Source organism: Parabacteroides sp. B2-S-102 (assembly GCF_023656665.1).
Taxonomy (GTDB): Bacteria; Bacteroidota; Bacteroidia; order Bacteroidales; family Tannerellaceae; genus Parabacteroides; species Parabacteroides distasonis.
Genome location: NZ_JAMOKM010000012.1, coordinates 70575 through 88903, shown reverse-complemented (window position 1 = coordinate 88903; position 18329 = coordinate 70575). Strand labels below are relative to the sequence as shown.

12 protein-coding genes are annotated in these 18329 nt (G+C 44.2%); 2 read left to right on the top strand and 10 right to left on the bottom strand.

What is annotated here, in order from left to right; all coding sequences use genetic code 11:
- Positions 1–5 precede the first annotated feature (5 nt).
- Together NBH07_RS15080 and NBH07_RS15075 are read right to left on the bottom strand one after the other, a co-directional pair.
- Positions 6–2564, bottom strand: coding sequence for a DUF5686 and carboxypeptidase-like regulatory domain-containing protein (locus NBH07_RS15080; RefSeq protein WP_005855793.1), 2559 nt, complete (start codon positions 2562–2564; stop codon positions 6–8).
- A 222-nt stretch (positions 2565–2786) separates the two neighbouring features.
- Positions 2787–5699: a bifunctional fucokinase/fucose-1-phosphate guanylyltransferase gene (locus tag NBH07_RS15075; RefSeq protein WP_005855791.1), complete on the bottom strand. Its 2913-nt coding sequence runs from the start codon at positions 5697–5699 to the stop codon at positions 2787–2789.
- A 145-nt stretch (positions 5700–5844) separates the two neighbouring features.
- On the opposite strand from NBH07_RS15075, the gene NBH07_RS15070 reads away from it, so the two are divergent.
- Together NBH07_RS15070 and ndk are read left to right on the top strand one after the other, a co-directional pair.
- Positions 5845–6474, top strand: a complete 630-nt coding sequence (locus tag NBH07_RS15070) for a master DNA invertase Mpi family serine-type recombinase (protein WP_005855789.1) — start codon at positions 5845–5847, stop codon at positions 6472–6474.
- Positions 6475–6698: 224 nt separating this feature from the next.
- Positions 6699–7160, top strand: coding sequence for a nucleoside-diphosphate kinase (ndk, locus tag NBH07_RS15065; RefSeq protein ID WP_005855787.1), 462 nt, complete (start codon positions 6699–6701; stop codon positions 7158–7160).
- Between the two features lie 195 nt (positions 7161–7355).
- Here ndk and NBH07_RS15060 read toward each other — a convergent pair whose 3' ends face one another.
- From NBH07_RS15060 to wzy, 8 genes are all read right to left on the bottom strand, one after another.
- Positions 7356–8546, bottom strand: coding sequence for a glycosyltransferase family 4 protein (locus NBH07_RS15060; RefSeq protein ID WP_009017770.1), 1191 nt, complete (start codon positions 8544–8546; stop codon positions 7356–7358).
- Complete coding sequence (gene wecB / locus NBH07_RS15055; RefSeq protein WP_036628675.1) at positions 8543–9703, bottom strand: non-hydrolyzing UDP-N-acetylglucosamine 2-epimerase; 1161 nt, start codon at positions 9701–9703, stop codon at positions 8543–8545. The genes NBH07_RS15060 and wecB overlap by 4 nt, the downstream gene beginning before the upstream one ends.
- A 29-nt stretch (positions 9704–9732) precedes the next feature.
- The gene (gene wecC / locus NBH07_RS15050; RefSeq protein ID WP_204147689.1) at positions 9733–10938 is read right to left on the bottom strand and encodes a UDP-N-acetyl-D-mannosamine dehydrogenase; all 1206 of its coding nucleotides are present in this window, start codon (positions 10936–10938) and stop codon (positions 9733–9735) included.
- 61 nt (positions 10939–10999) lie between these two features.
- On the bottom strand, positions 11000–12586 hold the full coding sequence (locus NBH07_RS15045; protein ID WP_009017767.1) for an alginate lyase family protein: 1587 nt from the start codon (positions 12584–12586) through the stop codon (positions 11000–11002).
- Positions 12568–14685: a bi-domain-containing oxidoreductase gene (locus NBH07_RS15040; RefSeq protein WP_009017766.1), complete on the bottom strand. Its 2118-nt coding sequence runs from the start codon at positions 14683–14685 to the stop codon at positions 12568–12570. Before NBH07_RS15040 ends, NBH07_RS15045 begins: the two co-directional genes overlap by 19 nt.
- A gap of 2 nt (positions 14686–14687) precedes the next feature.
- Positions 14688–15581 carry a glycosyltransferase family 4 protein gene (locus NBH07_RS15035; protein ID WP_232284111.1) on the bottom strand — a complete coding sequence of 298 codons (894 nt, stop codon included), beginning with the start codon at positions 15579–15581 and terminating at the stop codon, positions 14688–14690.
- 449 nt (positions 15582–16030) lie between these two features.
- Complete coding sequence (locus NBH07_RS15030) at positions 16031–17113, bottom strand: glycosyltransferase family 4 protein (protein WP_039848709.1); 1083 nt, start codon at positions 17111–17113, stop codon at positions 16031–16033.
- The gene (gene wzy, locus NBH07_RS15025) at positions 17110–18291 is read right to left on the bottom strand and encodes an oligosaccharide repeat unit polymerase (RefSeq protein ID WP_005855761.1); all 1182 of its coding nucleotides are present in this window, start codon (positions 18289–18291) and stop codon (positions 17110–17112) included. Before wzy ends, NBH07_RS15030 begins: the two co-directional genes overlap by 4 nt.
- Between the last annotated feature and the right edge of the window lie 38 nt (positions 18292–18329).

Sequence of the window (18329 nt, the reverse complement as noted above, 5' to 3'; positions counted from 1 at the left end):
TTGCCCTAGAAGGATAGCTTCATCATAAAACGTATACCCTTTGTCTGGATGCCCGGATGATCCTTATAGGTCAGACGCCATACATAATCCAAACGCAAGAACTTAAAGATATTCTCGATACCGACACCCGCCTCCATATAAGGAGTAGACGGGTCCATCAGGTAAGAGCCCTGCGGGAATAAGAACAAGCCCTCATTCTGCTCACTGATATACGGATTATTCTTATCCGTCAAGTGTCCGAACATACCCCGGAAAGAAAAGACCTCTCTCCATTTTAACTTCTTGATAAGCGGGATACGGTTCAACAAGGCTCCGTTCATGAAATAAGTAATATCCCACGAAGCGTACTCATCGTTGATGAACTCCATCGCATTCATATTCGTATAAGATTCCGGTTGCACCAAATACGACAAGTTTGCGTTTGGCAAGATCAACAAAGGATAAGGGGCTTTTGTCCAAACTTTACCTGCTTTAGCGAGAATATCCACATAACCGAAAGCAGAGAACCAGAAGCGTTTCTGGATACCGATCTCCGTCTTCTGATAATCATACGAACTACCTAATACATCTTGGAAAGCCATCGTATGGTTCAAGGTGAATACCGGTGCGTCAAGCGTAATCGGATAACGGTAATTACGAGTCTGGTAGAATTTCTCATTCGGGGCAAAACGGAACTTAAACTCCACTTCCGACATCCGGTAGGAATCGGTAGCCGTGATCTGGCCATCCGGACCGATACGGTCGAACGCGGCGTAACCGGTTGAGTATTCCTTAAAATTCCGAAGTACCGCCCCATAAGCCCAGCCGTTATAATGTTCACGGTAATAGGTCAGTTCCATATTCCTTAAATAGGTGGCACGTGTATCCTTCTGCCGCTTCAAGGCTAAGAACATATTATCCTTGTTGGTATACATATACTGCTGACCTAACTGGTTGATATCATATAGGTACTCGAAGCGAATAGAATGCACGGGAAATTCTTTCCGATAATCCTTCTTATCGATAAAAGAATATTCTACGATACCATCATATTTCAACTTGCGGTCTTTCGATCCATAAGCCAAATAACCATCCAAGAAAAGACGTTTACTGAACGCCGTTGTCGTGGTTCCACCGACACGGAAGCGGGCCCCCTCAATCGCGTTACCACTGATATAGGTGTTCATCGGGCCAAACTCGAACTTGCTCTTCGCCGGAATCTTATTCGTCGCGATATAACCGGAGGTAAGGATCGAAACAACCTTCTCCGTCACATAGAAAATAGGAACGGAACGAAGTTTCGCCATTAGCAACTCCACGTTATTCTGCTTGCGAGTTCCCGCCTCAGTAGGACGATTCTCCTCCCAGAAATCCGCCGAACGGCGATAAGCTTCCATCGGTATAATAATAGGTGCGCTCTCCTCGAATACTTTAGGATCATCGGGTCCCTCAAACGCTTGATTCGAATAGATATTCAAACGGCGGGCATACATTCCTTTCGATTTCTCCGTCAATTTGAAGTCCACGTTGATATCATCTTTCGTAATGATACGAGTCCCATCCGGGGCACGGTCGAAAGTCTGCTCGATCGTCATTCCACCGACAAAATTCAAGTTGATCTTCTTCGGGACATTCAACTTAACCTTCTGCACGAAATAAGTAGAATCCAACGTGATAAAAAGATGTCCCGTAAAGCCGAACGTCTCCGGAGTAAACGGAGCGAAACCCAAATCCACACACTTCTGTCCGGCGACCTCCACCGTGTCTAGCAAATAATATTTATAGAAGTTAGGTCCCATCGTAGACATAGGGCTTACGAAACGGTTCAAGAACAAAGGAATATCATTCTGGAAGATATTCACTTCCCGGAATACCTCATTCAAGAACTGTTGCATACCGTCTCGTGAGAAGACCTCATCCACACCAGCCGCTTTCGTAGCCTGAACGACCCTCTTTTCCGTCTTCGGGTCTTTACGATAATAAACGGTCTGGATTTTCTCACGTTCGGATACCGGCAAGATCGTCTTTCCCACCTCCAACGTATCGATAAACTCAGTCAAGAAGTCAAACTTTCCCGCCTTTCCATCCTTTTTCGGTTTCGGTTGGTAATCGTTCATAGCGAAGACCATCTTCTCGTATTGATCATACCGAAAATAATCATGATTACGAGGATCGTTGCTCTCCCGACGTGCGATAGCGTTTTTGATAAAGGTAACCGCAGGATTATCCTTCTTCCGATATCTTTCCTTTCCCGGCTTGATGATCACCTCCGACAAATTAATACTTGTCGGAGCTAGCTGAATCTTCAAATGTTCCGCTTTACCCGGAACGAATTTCAATTCTTTCTCCGTATAACCCAAATAAGAGACCTGTAAAGTACGTACCTTAGATGAAGAGGAAAGCGTAAAAGCCCCATCCAGATCTGTCGTAGCACCTATCGTAGTTCCCTTCAAAATCACAGCCACATAAGGCAAAGGTTCTCCCGTAATGGAATCAGTCACGATTCCTTTTATCATGTAGTTCTGGCTCTTCGCTACCCAAGCGAACGCCAATAAAAGCCATATAAAAACAATTCTCTTCCCCATCAGATCTGACACCTCATTAAACTCCGCAAAAGTACAACAGGATCATTTATATAAATGTTCCAAAACACATGCAATATATTCCAATTAGCAACAAAACAGGCAAAAATACACACGTATATACGCAACGCCCCTCAGCAGTATAGGCATAGGCCTGTATCTATACCAGCGTAAGCCAACACCTATACTGGCGTGTGCCCTCGCCTATACCGGCGTGGCACGAACCTACGAACGACTAATCTGAAGCCCCTTATTCGACAAGCTCATCTCCACGAACCGGGCGTTCGAATTGGGTGGAGAAAGAGTCAATATCTTTCGGATTTGCAGGGCCGCACCCGGGTCTTTCGCTACGATATATAAGTAACCACCACCGCCTGCTCCCGGAAGTTTATATCCCAAGGCATAAGCCTGTATCTTGGAGATAATAGCTTCCACCGCCGCCGGATTCGTTCCGGAATCGAGTGCCTTATTTTGCTCCCAAGTCTTTCCGACCAATTTACCATAAGTCACGAAGTCTCCGCATTGGATCGCCTCGTACATATCGAGCGCATGGGCTTTCATCTCGGACAAAAGACCTAAATGCGCCTCGCTATTCAAGAACATACCCCGTACGATTTCCGACAAAATATCTTTCGCCGTACGAGTAATTCCCGTATAATAAAGAAGATGACAAGGCCGGTATTCCGGATCAGTAAACAAATATTCCGGCAGCCAACGTACCAAAGGATTCTGATTAAAACCCTCGTTCGTTTGCAAGAGTTTCAAACCGTGCAATACACCACCGTATTGATCTTGCCATCCCCCGCCGGTAGTCAGCAATTGTTCTAAAATCAAGGTGCGGTTTCCGATCTCATTCTTATCCCAAGCCAAGCCACAAAAATCAGAGATAGCGCCCAGCACGGTAGCCGCGAGGATCGAGCTAGTGCCTAAACCGGAACCCGCCGGTATCGCCGCCAACAAGGTAATCTCCAGCCCGCTACCAAAAGCTTCCAGCTGGACATCCAAAGAAGCATAAGCCTCCGCCGAGAATTCCGGGACAAATCCCGCTAAGGCCAAAGCCGCTTTCGGGATGGAAAACGGCGATCCTACCTTATTATAATCACGAAGCTCATCCCATGAAGAGATAACCTCCATCGCTCCCAGATCGATCGAGCGAAGGATAATCTTATGGGTATCGGAAGGCTTGATATAGACTTGTAGTGGTGGTTGCCCGTTTAACTCGATCGCCACGTTCACCACGTTTCCACCCGCATATAAGCAATAGGGCGGCGTATCTGTCCACCCACCTGCCAAATCGATACGTACCGGACTACGTCCCCATACGATCTGGTCCCGATAGACATTCAAACACGGCTGCTGCTTACTTCCGAGGACGGAACCGACCAGCCCCTCCCGCAACAAAGCGAAAGCCTTTTGCTCCTCCTCCTTATACGCTACCCCCGAGATCTTCATCACCTGAGAACGGAACATATGATTATGTATCCTTTTCATCAACGGATTATCCTCGGGAAGGGCTTTCGGTAAGACAATCTTGTCTTTGGCGAAGCTTTCCGCCGCATCCGAAAGATCCAATTGATAGAATACACTTTTCTCATGATTAGCGGCCAATAATGACCAGTCTTTTTTACGGAAAACTTCTCGCTGAGCTACTAAACGGCGTAAATTCGCTTGATCGGACAAATCATTCGCCGATAATTTTCGGGCGGAAAGCCAAATATGCTTTCCCTCTTCCCTATCCGGCTCCGTAATCATCCAGCGCAGCACTTTTCCCAGCTCATCCACGGTTTGGCAAACAGGGAACAAAGGTGCGTTTTGTATATCCTCATTCCCTCCCAAGGTGATACCTCGCTCCATCGCCCAAGTCAAGATAGGTTTCCCCATAAACAAGGTAGACACATCAGACAAGGCCCCTTTAAACAAGTCATTAAAACCATAGGGCCTTGCCGCCCAATTGGTTTCCCCTACCGGGACAACATCTACACAGATACCTTCCGGCAGGGATAAGTTCCAATTATTCTCCGGAACACCCGTTATAATTTGCTGCCCACGTAACGTCCAATTCTCACCGATATAACTATTCTCTATCCATAATTCCGAATTCTCAGCGGTCAATTTCTGGTGTAACACCGCATTCTGCACAAACATGGCGGGATGTGGTTTCACCTTACGCTGCATGATCGCACGTTGATCCCTAACTAAGTTCTGTACCGCCAATGTAGAGGAAATCAACTCACGGCTAGTTCCATAATGATAGAACTCTCCACCCGGAAGCGGCAGAATCGCTACTGAAAGCTGATTCAACTCCGAGTCCGTGATACGTGGATTCTTCCCCAAGGCCAACCCGAATTCAGCATATAAATCATACGCCTTCATCGCCTTGCCATCCTCGGTATAGGAATGTTTCATTAATAACCGCACCGCCTTGTCGCTTAGCAGCCAGATACCGATATCCATCAAGAATAAATGACTACCCGCCAATTCCCCCAAAGTTTCCAACGAAGGCTTCTGTAGCATGAAGTCCAGAGTGTCCGGAGACTTACGGCTCGATACAAAAACCCCGTGATTCTTGGCCAACGAAGGCTCGACCCATAAACCGTAACAAACCACATCTACCTCAGGAATCTCCTGCAAAGGCTGGTTAGCACGGATATATACGTCACCGCTAGCGATCAAGGTATGAAGCGATTCCGGCGCCTTTTTCATGATCCGTTCATAAAGAGGTAATTGCAAAGACAATAAGTTCTGGGATAACCTCTGCCCTCTTGCCCAGCGAAACACAGGGATCGGAGTCAATATTTTCCCGGATGGCGCATATCCGGGCAAACGGCGGCTTTGCCCTCCGGCATGCAACAAGATACGCTTCTCCTGTCCCAACCACTCCTCCACGGATACATCAGGGGCCTCTTTTCGCCGGGAGGCTTCCAACAACCAAGTCGTTCCTCCCCCGGATCCCAAGCGGGCACCTACCGGATCCGAGGTGCAAAACCATTCCTCTGTACTTACATGCTCTATCGCATGGAAACAATCAACCAAATTTGGAGGTAAAGACAATAACTTTTTCATACCCATGATCATTCTAAGACTCCTTCTTATTTTTCGAAAGCAAAAGTAACTTAAATTTTCTATACGGATATCCATTAACCCTTTTTATTACAATTTGTATGGAGTTCAAACCCACTCAACTTCTTTAACACACCCATAAAAAAGTTTGTTTTTACTAAAACACACTATCAATCAATCCGTTTCCAGTATCTTGGTTGTTGTTTAATTAAATATAGGACATATGGTATACGGTTATGTAAGAGTCAGTACAGACAAACAAACTACTGAAAACCAGCGATTCGAGATTGAGAAATTCACAAAATCGAGGAACATGAGAATCGACAGGTGGGTAGATGAGACGATCAGCGGGACAAAAGTAATCGCCGATCGCCAACTTGGTAAATTATTAAAGCAAATACGTAAAGGCGACATCCTGATCACGACGGAACTGTCACGTCTCGGACGTAATCTTATGCAAGTTATGAGCTTCCTTCATCAATGTATGGAAAGAGACATCATTGTATTTACGGTAAAGGAAGGTTACGAACTCGGAAATAACATTAACAGTAAAATCTTGGCATTCGCATTTAGCCTAAGCGCCGAAATTGAACGCAACCTGATTTCGCAACGAACGAAAGAAGCGTTGGCTCGGAAAAAAGTGCAAGGTGCCAAACTGGGCCGTCCAAAAGGAGAGCGACCGGAAGCCTGTAAGCTAAAAGGTAAGGAAGAGATGATCTTGCAGTATATTAAAGAACATAAGACTAAAGTATATATCAGCAAGAAACTGGGAGTAAACCGGCAAACCTTGAGGGAATTTCTCAAGACTCATCCGGAAATTCCACGGAAATGGAAAAGAATACAGAAGGATTAACAACTCAAGCAATAATTAACGTATGTTAAATTAGTTTAGTTTAGCAGACTTATCGCTCGTTTATTTGTTTATTCCCATTAACTTGCGGAGGAATAAGATAGAAATATACTTGAAATATCCTAAAAAACATTTCATCCTTTATTCCTCTATCATTCATAAAACGCCGCAAGGTTAACATGTATTCAAGACATCAAACATTTGTTTAATCTTTTAATATAAATCTTATGGAAAAAACATTGGTTATTTTAAAGCCTTGTACCGTTCAGCGAGGGCTGATCGGTGAAATCGTAAACCGTTTCGAGAAGAAGGGACTCCGTCTGGCCGGCATGAAGATGGTTTGGCTAACTGACGAGATCTTGAGTGAGCACTACGCCCACCTGAAAGAAAAGCCTTTCTTCCAACGTATCAAGGACGCAATGAGTGTATGCCCGGTAATTGTATGTTGCTGGGAAGGGGTAGATGCCATACATGTAGTAAGAACCTTGGCCGGCGCTACCAATGGTAGAAACGCCGCTCCCGGTACGATACGGGGAGATTATAGTATGAGCGTACAAGAGAATATCGTACACGCATCAGACTCACCGGAGACAGCCGAGATCGAATTGAAACGCTTCTTCAAGGATGACGAGATATTCGATTATGAGCTGAAAAACCTATTGAGTCTTTACGCCAATGACGAGTTTTAAATAAAAAAGAATAGCCGGAAACGAGAGAAATCATTCTCACCTTTCCGGCTCTCATATTTAGAAACCAACATCCTATTCTCCCGAACTGAATGAACAACCTAATTACTAATCTAAAAATCTAATACCATGAAAAACACACTACTATATCTATAACAGGGCATCCCTGCAAAATGTTTAAGGGATTTCATCCTGAAATTAGAAAGCCGATAAAAAACGTTTGTACACCTCCAGTTGCCTTTCAAAACAGAAAGTCGTCTGGGATAATCTTAAGCAGTTCGCTTTTAGCTGTCGATACTCCTCATCCGGCAAGTGGCTCATGGCTTGTATATTTTTAGAAAGTCGCTCATAATCTCCGGGGGCCGAGACAAGGCCCAACTGATTCTCCTTTACAATCTCCTCGCCCTCGCCGCCTCCGCAAAACAAGATAGGAACGCCTAACGGTAGCAAATCAAATAATTTAGAAGGTACCGCCCCCCTTATACGAACCGTCAAGGGGATAATGGAGGCATGGTAACGTGTAAGCTCCTCACGCATCCGTTCCTTGGGCAAAGAGCCATGATAAAAGACACCTCTATCATGTGTTCTCACATAATCCTCTATCTCCAAGGCTTGATTGCCCCCTCCAAATAAATGAAGCTCCGCTCCCATCCCTTTAAAATCGACACACTCTATCAACTCCAATATATTCTGCGCCACGCCCAGTAAACCGGCATAGACGATCCTGAAAGGCTTTCGAGAAGAAGGGGGTTGATTCGGTAAAACAAAACGATGCTGCAAATTCCGATACAAGAACGAGGCCTTGCCCGGCTCATACCGTTTTATATAATCCACGATCTCCTTACTCTGCCCTTGACAGGCCGTGGCCTTACGATAAAGGAACCGCTCGATACGCCCCATCACCCTATGATAAACGCCACCCTCTTTCATGGCCCCCAGCTCCACGGCCGACAATGGCCAAAGGTCTGAGACGTTCAGTACCACCTTTTTCCGGTAGCAACAACGAAAAAGCAACATGGCCGAGGCCGCCGCCAAAACAGGAGGGGGCTGGATGATCACCTTATCATAAGATTTTATATGCTTACGCTTGAGAGCGAAACACCAAAGGGTCGTGGCGAAAGAGCACATACTGGCAAGACGGACCAACGGCCTCCTCGAGATCGAGGCATACGTCCAGTACCTGAAGACCGTTATCCCGTTTACATCCTCTGTCTTGGAAAAAGCCCCCCTATATCCATCAAAGATACGTCCCTTGGGATAATTGGGTAAGCAAGTCAACACATCCACCTTTATCCCTAAGCCGGACAGTCCCTCCGCCATGTTCGTAATGCGTGAGGGTGCCGCACCGATCTCCGGAAGATAAGAGGGAGAAACGATCAAGACCCTCATTCCTTCCGGTTCAAAAATTCCACGATCCTTCCACAAGCCAATCCATCGCCATAGGGATTGACCGCCTTGCTCATCGCATCGTAATAAGCCGTATCATCAAGCAACGCCGAGACCTCGCTCACGATCTTGTCATAGTCCGTACCGACCAGTTTCACCGTACCTGCCGCGAGAGCCTCCGGACGCTCGGTCGTATCACGCATCACCAACACGGGTTTGCCCAAGCCGGGGGCCTCCTCTTGGATACCGCCGCTATCGGTCAGCACTATCGTAGATTTCTCCATCAGATAAACAAATGACAGATATTCCAATGGCTCAATGAAGAACATATTCTCCAAATGAGAAAGATCCTCACCGAATACCTCATGAATCGGCTTGCGCACATTGGGATTCAAGTGCATAGGATAGACAAAATCCACCTCCGGATACTTCCGGGTCAAGTCCTTGATAGCGGTACACATATGGATGAATCCATCACCAAAGTTCTCCCGGCGATGACCCGTGATCAACACCAGTCTCTTACCCTCAACCAGACGGTTCACATCATACCCGGAGCGTAAAAGCACGCCTTCCAGCTCCTTGTCCAACTCAGCGTCCGTCTTTATCTTACGCACCACTCGCCGTAAGGCGTCTATCACCGTATTGCCGGTAACCAAGATTGAGTCCGGACTCACGTCCTCTCGCATCAAGTTTTGCTTGCTCAACCGCGTGGGTGCGAAATTATACGTGGCGATACGCCCCGTAATCTGCCGGTTCATCTCCTCCGGCCATGGGCTATAGATGTTGTGGGTACGAAGGCCGGCCTCTATATGACCTACAGGTATCTGTTGGTAGAAAGCGGCCAAGGCGGCCGCCGTGCTCGTGGTGGTATCCCCATGCACCAGCACGACATCGGGTGTCGCCTCACGCAACACGTCACGCATACCGGTAAGGACACGGGCGGTCACGTCATATAAGTCCTGACCCTGCCTCATGATATTCAAATCATAATCCGGCGTGATCTCGAACAATTTTAACACTTGATCCAACATCTCCCGATGCTGTCCGGTAACGCACACGATGGTCTCGAACGACTCCGGATGTTTCTGGAACTCCTTCACCAGCGGAGCCATCTTGATCGCCTCGGGACGGGTCCCGAAGACTAACATTATTTTCCTCATTACAGCGTATTCTTCTATTTAGCGAACGATTATTTCTTGAATGTCCCGCAAAAGTCCAGCACCTCCACGTCATCCCGATAATTCAACCCCGCAAACTCCCTATGATTCACCAAGAAAACCACGATGTCGGCTTTCTCATAGGCCTCCTTATAAGGGGTCAACTTAAACAGCTTATGCTCCGAAACGTTCGGCTCCACCACCATGATGTCAGCGTTGTTGCACGATTGCAACACCTTCGTCGTTATTCCCTTGGCCGGAGACTCGCGCAAGTCATCGATATCAGGCTTGAAAGCCAAGCCCATCATTGCCACCGCCGGCTTACGCCCATGCTTCAGCTCAAACCGTAGCATGGCGTTCCTCACTTTCTCAGCGCACCAAAAAGCCTTGTAATTATTCGTCTCACGGGCCGTCGAGATCATACGGCTCTCCATCGGAAACTCCGCCGTGATGAAATAAGGGTCCACCGCTATGCAATGACCACCAACACCGCAACCCGGCTGTAAGATATTCACACGGGGATGCCTGTTCGCCAAATCGATCAGCTCCCACACATTAATTCCCGCTTTATCGCAGATAAACGACAGCTCATTGGCGAAAGCGATCTGCACGTCCCGGCTTGAGTTCTCGGTCAATTTACACATCTCGGCCGTCTTGCTATTCGTTGGGTGAAGCGTACCCTTCACGAACTGGCCGTAGAACTCCATCGCCTTACGGGTAGAGGCCTCGTCCATGCCGCCGATGACCCGGTCGTTATGCACCAACTCATGGATCACGTTACCCGGAAGCACCCGCTCCGGGCAATAAGCGATATAGATCTTGCCCTCCAGTTCCGGCCGCTCCGAGAAAATCAACCTAGCCATCCGTTCGGTCGTTCCCACTGGCGAGGTAGACTCGATCACGTACAAATCCCCCTCCTTCAACAAAGGAAGCACCATACGGGTAGCCGACTCAACGAACGATACGTCCGGCTCATGATCCCCCTTGAAAGGAGTGGGTACCACCATGAAATAAGCGTCGCTCACCCGAGGCTCGGTGTACGCCTTGAAATGTCCGGAGGCCAGTACCTCCCGCAACATCTCCTCCATACCCGGCTCGATGATATGCAATTTCCCCTGGTTGGTAACCTCCACCACTTGAGCGTTAATATCCACGCCGGCGATCTCCACCCCGTGCTTTGCGGCAATAATAGCCGTGGGCAGGCCAATATAGCCCAACCCCATGAAACATGCTTTCATAAGAAATATGTGTTATTTTTTAAGTAAGATATTAGGCAGATCAAGAATGGTCCAATAACGATCAACCGATTGTATAAGAAAGTCTCTTCACAAAATGAATACGAATTGTCTTAGATAGGTGAAAACGGTTATACGTAAATGACACTTGGTCATCTACAATCTCGACAGAGGATGCGCCGGCCACTCTTATCGCCGCGATACTCGTCACTATCTCATTTCGTGAACAAGATATGATCTCCACATCCGGAGCCAGATGGATCAAGCTTACGGCTTTCACGGCTGTTGAGACAGAATCCTCTATCCTAAAACGATCCTTATCAATCGTAAATTTTCGCAGATGCCTACCCAATGAGCCAAAACCATCATGCCAAGCCTCTACCTCATTCGGAGAATCTTTAAGAAGCGTCACCCTTGCCCGCCTCCCCACACGAAAGCCTCCCCATACCTCGCTAGAGTTCTTATCCCCTAGCACCACCGTATTATGGGCCGCCGTGCCACGCTCGTATTGCCTACGGGCTGTCTTTTCATACGTAGAAATTCCGGTATCCATAACGAAAGGCTTACCCCCTATCCGCAACTCATAATTGAACGTATCCGCATGCGAATGGCCGGGTTGGTAAGAGGCCCTTATGTCTCCAACATCCACGATAGCCTCCCAATGGCCCGCCATCAATTTTCGATAGCCACACGCTCCCATCGGAAGCTTTTCCCAGTCCATATCCAATCGCTTAGCGTATGCAAACAATTGAGTCGGAGAAGGCGCGATTCCCTCAGCGGAATCATTCAGGAGAGGTATCGTATTATCTTTATAAACGACAGAGGCTAAATGTCCCAACATACCACCGGCTTTTTCTCGTAAGCGTTCATTCAAACCTTCCTGCCCTATAAACCGCAAATTATTTACAGAGACATTATAGCAATCCAGCAATCGATCCAATAATATACAATGATACATCGGTGATTGCTCGTAATGAGCGCCATCCGGAAGGAGTTGCTCTTCCAGTTCCCGCAACAATAAGCCTTTCGCCTTTTGATAGATCGGCTCATCCTTAAAATAAAGCCCGGCCCATAACAAGGAGAAAGCGTCTTCCAATAAGTGATTCCCTAAAAGATGATATTCCAGATTATCCAGTAAAATCTGATATTGGGCATACAAGGAGGAATCCCATTTTCGTTTATTCTCAGCCAGAATATAAGGATGATATTTCGACAGGAACTTGATCCAATTGATGCCTCGTAAAGCGATCGGATAAGGTTCCAGACCATTCCTATTCCCCTCTATTTCATCGACAAACTTATCGATCCAGCAAACGGCCTGTTCGAAAGATATAGTTTCTTGATGAAGGTAGTCCATATAATTTAGATTATAGGACCATAACTTACCAAAGCTCTCATCGTTCCATCCTAGAAAAGCGGATTCCGTACCCAAGAAAGAGAAATGCCCCGTAACACTATCCAAGTCCGTATATTTCGAGATGAAAAGTTTAAAAGACAAAGGATGTCCCACTCTCGGTAATGACAATACATACCGAAAGCTCCTGTATTTCCTAATATATGCCCGTAGCCTATACCAGACTTGATAACGAACTTGGCGAGATCTCAAGTTACGAAGAGTAGAAATATATAATTTTAGAGATTCACCCAACATCTCTCTTTCAAGCTCGTAATGCAAGCGAAAGTAGCTTTCGTCGTATTCAATATACTCTCAAATGGAATCAATGGCTCACCGCCCTCCCGGATACGTTCATTCAACAACGTAAATTGACGTTTTTGCCCTTTATCCATACCGGCCTTCATCGATGAGAAACCCTTAAAACCATACCCGGTCAATTTACGCCAGTTATCCAAGACCAAGACCCTCTCCTGAGAGAAAACCTCCACACGTTCCTTGGCGTACGATTTCGAGCCGTTCGCAAAGTAATTGATCACGGCGTTCGTCCCATTCGCGTAACGAAGCAATATGCTGGCATTATCCGTATTCTCCTCCGGATTTTCGCCTAACGCATTCATGCAGACCGCCACGACCTCCGAGCCCGCCAAGAAGGAACATAGATCGATAAAATGGCAAGCCTCTCCAATGATCCGCCCTCCACCTATCTCAAGATCATGCACCCACACTTCCCGCGGGATAAATCCGGCGTTCATCGTCGCCACTATATTTTTAGGTCCGTCACCTAGCAATCGCCTCATCTTCTCGGCGAACGGAGAGAAACGCCGGTTAAAACCAACCGTCAAGGTCGTGCCCTCAGGAGCCCCTTGATAAGCCCGTATGATATCATCCAATTCCGTCTCATTCAAGCATAACGGTTTCTCCACGAATACGCTTTTCCCATTCCGTAAAGCCTCTATCACCATCCGGGCATGCAGGTTATGGCGTGTCGTGACCATCACCAAATCCACCTCCGGATCTTTCAATATATTTTGATAGTCCGACGTGGCGTTCTCCGCCCCCGCCTTCCTCGCCAATATCTTGGCGGACAATCCTTGGGCGCTCGCTATATACTTGATTCTAGCATGGGCCTTAGCCAAGCAAGGTATGATCATGGCGGAGGTATAATTACCCGCCCCAATAATCCCGATCTTGCCATTTCCACTCACAAAGGCATTACTGCCGATAGAGACAACTGACTCCATCTTCGAATCAGCGGGAAAACGTAATATGGAAGCGATCGATCCTTTCTTACGCATATCGCCGTAAATCTCCTCATAATCGGCCAAGTCCACCTCTTCCGTTATCAACGACTTGACATCCAACGATCCGGAAGAGATCGCGTGGAGTATCGTCTCAAAATTACGCTTTTCCGTCCAGCGGACATAAGCCAACGGATAATCGTGCCCCTTGTTCTCATATTCCTCGTCATAACGTCCGGCCCCATACGAGCAAGATACCTGAAAACTCAACTCCTTCTTATAGAAGTCATCCCTTCGCATATTCAATCCGACAACACCCACCAAAACGATCCGTCCCCTCTTACGGGACATCTCACTCGCTTGATGGATCACCTCATGGCTTTGCGTGGAGGCCGTGATCAAGACACCATCCGCACCGATACCACCCGTATAATCCTCCACGAACCTTACCGGATCCGTACCTTTGCCCGGATTAACGGCCACGATTCCCTTCGAGGCGGCCATATCCACCTTCTGCTGGTCAAAATCCACCCCGATAACCTTACAGCCGTTCGCTCTCAACAACTGCGCCGCCACCAAACCGATCAATCCCAGACCGACCACCACGACCGTCTCGCCCAACTGAGGATTCAATAAGCGGATTCCTTGCAAGCCAATCGAGCCAATCACCGTAAAGGCCGCCTCCTCATCCGTTATATCATCCGGCACCTTCGCCACCAAGTTCTTCGGCACGCAAACAAACTCCGCATGGTTCCCGTTCGAGACCACCCGATCGTCCACCTTGAACTCCGCGACACCTTTCCCTACAGCTACCACACGGCCCACATTGCAATATCCCAAAGGCAAAGGCTGCCCTAGCTTATTGAACACGGCCTCCAGTGTCGGTTGCAAACCATCCGTCTTTATCTTGTCCAAAACTTGCTTCACCTTATCCGGTTGTTGCCGTGCCTTATCAATCAGGTTCGCCTTTCCGAACTCCACGAGCATACGCTCCGTTCCCAAGGATACTAAAGAACGAGACGTTTTAACTAGAACATAACCTGCTCTTACTTGAGGAACTGGTACTTCTTCAAGCACAGTTCGCCCTGATTTTATATCTTGAATAATCTGTTTCATAATTATTCTTTATACTTTTTCACAACATTCATTATATCTTTTTCTCTTCTTGCCATTGAAAATAATGTTTCAATCCTACTATGAGCCGCAATACTAATACTCTCTAAATCATTATTCCAATAATCCTCTATAACATTAGCAATAGTTTCCGGTAATGTATTCCTTATTATTATTCCTGCATTTCCAACAACATTTAGAACTTCTCCAACATCTGTTGTTACGACTACAGTCCCACAACTCATAGCTTCCGCAATAGCTAACCCAAACCCTTCATATCGTGAAGGTTGTAAATAGAAACGACAGCTTTTCAAATAACACAATTTTTCCTTCTCTGAGATTTCACCTAAAATACTAATATAAGCATTTAAACCTTTCTCTGATATATATTTCTTCACTTCATCAAAAGCATCTCCTTTATGTCCTGCAATATTAAGATGCATATCTAACTTATCTTTCAATAATTCAACCGAATCTATAATCTCATACAAACATTTTCGTTTCACATTTTCTTTTCCTGTCCAACAAATAGTAAACAATTCATTTCCTCTATTGCAATACATTCCCCTTGAATACTTTACAGTATCTATACAATGTGGAGAATATACTATATTTTTAAGATTCCAATCTTTATAAATTTGTTCATACTCATTTCTTGAGACTAGAATATTTTCATTTGCATATTTAATAGAAAATTTAATCAATAACCTTTCTAATAACGGTCTTCTATAGTAATCCGAAGCAACCATTGGACACTTATAATTAAAAGTTCCTGTTATTACAACTTTTTTCCTCAACAGCTTTGAAACAAATACAGGAAAAAAGGCATATGTCCACCACCAAACAAAAATTACATCTGCACTCCAATCTATTTCGCTATATTTAGTAGCTATCGTCAAACTGGGATCTATTTTTTTTAAGATTTTAATATCCTGATTATAGAATTCGACTATAAATAGCTTACTCTTATCTGATATCTTACAAAAGAAACATATTTTCATAATTCCGTTCTAATAAATTCAAATCATCACTTATTTGTTAATATTCAATTTAGATAACACCTCTTTTTAAAGACACTTTTACGTTAGTACTAAATTAAGTAACACCCTTTTTAAAGAGCACTTTACTATGCCCTAAACTAAATTCTATTAAAAATCAATTATAATTTTAATATTAGCAGGTATCCAATATAATTTTATCGATAATAAAATTCTGACTTCTCATGCAATTTTTAAAGTTTTTCTCAAAAACATACGCCAATAAAATTTCATGCATAATTGCCTTATAATTTCACAATAACCATTATACTATAATAAATTTAATACTCCAACATTACTTCCATATTGATTTAGTTTATTAGTTCATTTATTACAAAATTTTCTATATCTATATCCAAATCAGAAAGAGAACGAGCATTGCGATAAGTATCTAGAGCACCATCACACAATTTCCGATGGTAATCTGTATCTACACACAGTTTCAAAATGGCTTTTTTTAGATCCAATATGCTTTTATTCCTCACTAATATGCCATTCCTATCATTTTTTACTGTAAAAGGTATAGCTGAATTATCAAACGCTATAACCGGTAGTCCGTAAGACATAGCCTCAATTAATACCATACCATAACCTTCCAGTAAAGATGGAAATACAAAACAATATGCTCGAGAATAATATGACCTCAATTCTTCATCTGATATACGCCCTACAAAAGTTACAATATCCTCCAGCCCATATAAGTGAACCAAAGACAACAGACATTTATAGTATTTTTTTTGAGAAAGATCCCCCACAATATCCAAATGAATACCAGATCTTTCCTTTTCAGACATCTGTCCTATTGCCTCCAGTAAATATAAAAGTCCTTTCCGTTGATATACAGTACCTACAAATAATAACTGTTTCAACACATAGCAAGAACATGTTGGAACATCTTTCTTGAATGCCTTTTCGAGAAAAACAGTACGACTATCTGGTCTCATCTGCTTTATCAAGGAATGCGTATATGGATTGGGAGTTATAATAGCGAAAGACACACCCAATCCCAGCCATTCCAACATGTACTGTAATTGTCTTTTTATTCCAGACATTTCTTGGTACCGAAAATGATGATGAATAACATAGACTTTCAACTTAGGATAAAATATTCTGAAAAAATAAAGCAGCCAAATAGATTGAGCAAACCAACCGCTATTTAAGAATACAGCATCGTATGAACCGATTCTCCTACACGACCAGAGTATGTATGCAGGCAACAACCACTTATTAATGCGTCTAGTATGATCCTTTGTAAAAAAGGACATATCTATCTGTCCTGAAAAAAGTATTCTTTTAAAAAGATAAGAATCATATAACTCTCCTCCTGTCGTAGGATATAGATAATTCCCCGATGGATATAACACAAGTACTTTCTTTTTCTTTTTCTTTTTCATTTCCATATTATTATGTTTGATATAGACAATGTAAACCATATTATCAGCAGGGTATATATAGTATTAGAAAGAGCTGAAATATCTCCACTTGTAGCAAACTCTATTGTTAAAATATAAGCAATTCCAGAAGCATTTGGAAATCCTATCCTCTTTGTTAGATTAAATATTATAATAAGAAGAAAAGTCATCAGAAACAGGTTAAAAAGAAATATGTAAGGAGATTTAACATATGACATTATTAAAACCCCTATGACACCAGGCATAGTTGAACTGTTTTCTAATTTTGAATGCTTTATTTGCTCTTCCACATAGAATCCAGTACTCTTAAACTCAGGTCTGTATCCCCAATAATGTAATGTATCATAAAAGTAAAAAAAATCGGGGATTAATTCCAAATCATAAACATTTTGTGACGAGTTCTGTAAAATATAGGCACTGTTGGAAAAACTACTTATTCGTCCACATAATTTCCCAACCATTATATCCATGTTTGAAGTTTCACTCATCCCTCCTTGTCCCCTTAATTGTGCACGAACATTATAAGCGGAAGAGACAACAATCGGAACCAAATAGAGTATCGCTAATACAAACAAGAAATTTCGCTTCACAAAAGATTTCACCTTCTTGCCTTGCCTAAACAATAAGATGAGTAATAGAATAAAGAACCCTCCTAAAGAATGAGCAAGAATCGTGTGAATAGAAAACAAAAGAACAGTTACAGCAAGATTTTTACGGCTATTGGAAATCAGCAAATAAGCAATAACCCATGGACGTACCATCAACTTGAAGAAAGCCGAACGGATATAAGAAAAAAATCCGCCGTCTATTTCTATCGAAGTTCCCATTTGGCCATATCCAGTAAAGAGTAGACCTATATGAACCAACAATAAAAGCCATGTAATATTGCGAATTATCGCAACCTTGAACTTATCGGGTACATTTTCTGTCTCTTTAGACCTATACCGTTTATACAATCCATATATACCTATATAAGGAATGATAGTCAATACAGCTATAACCAACAAAGCAGGTAACGGAAATAACACATCACGTTGTATGAAATCCCCGTTATACACTCCCAATATAATGGTATACAAACAACTGCCAATTATTGCCAACATATATGGCAGTAAAACCAGCTTTGCACCATATGTATCTATTCTTGAGACATCAGACATAAAACTAATAAAATTGCTAACTGTTTATGATAAGATTC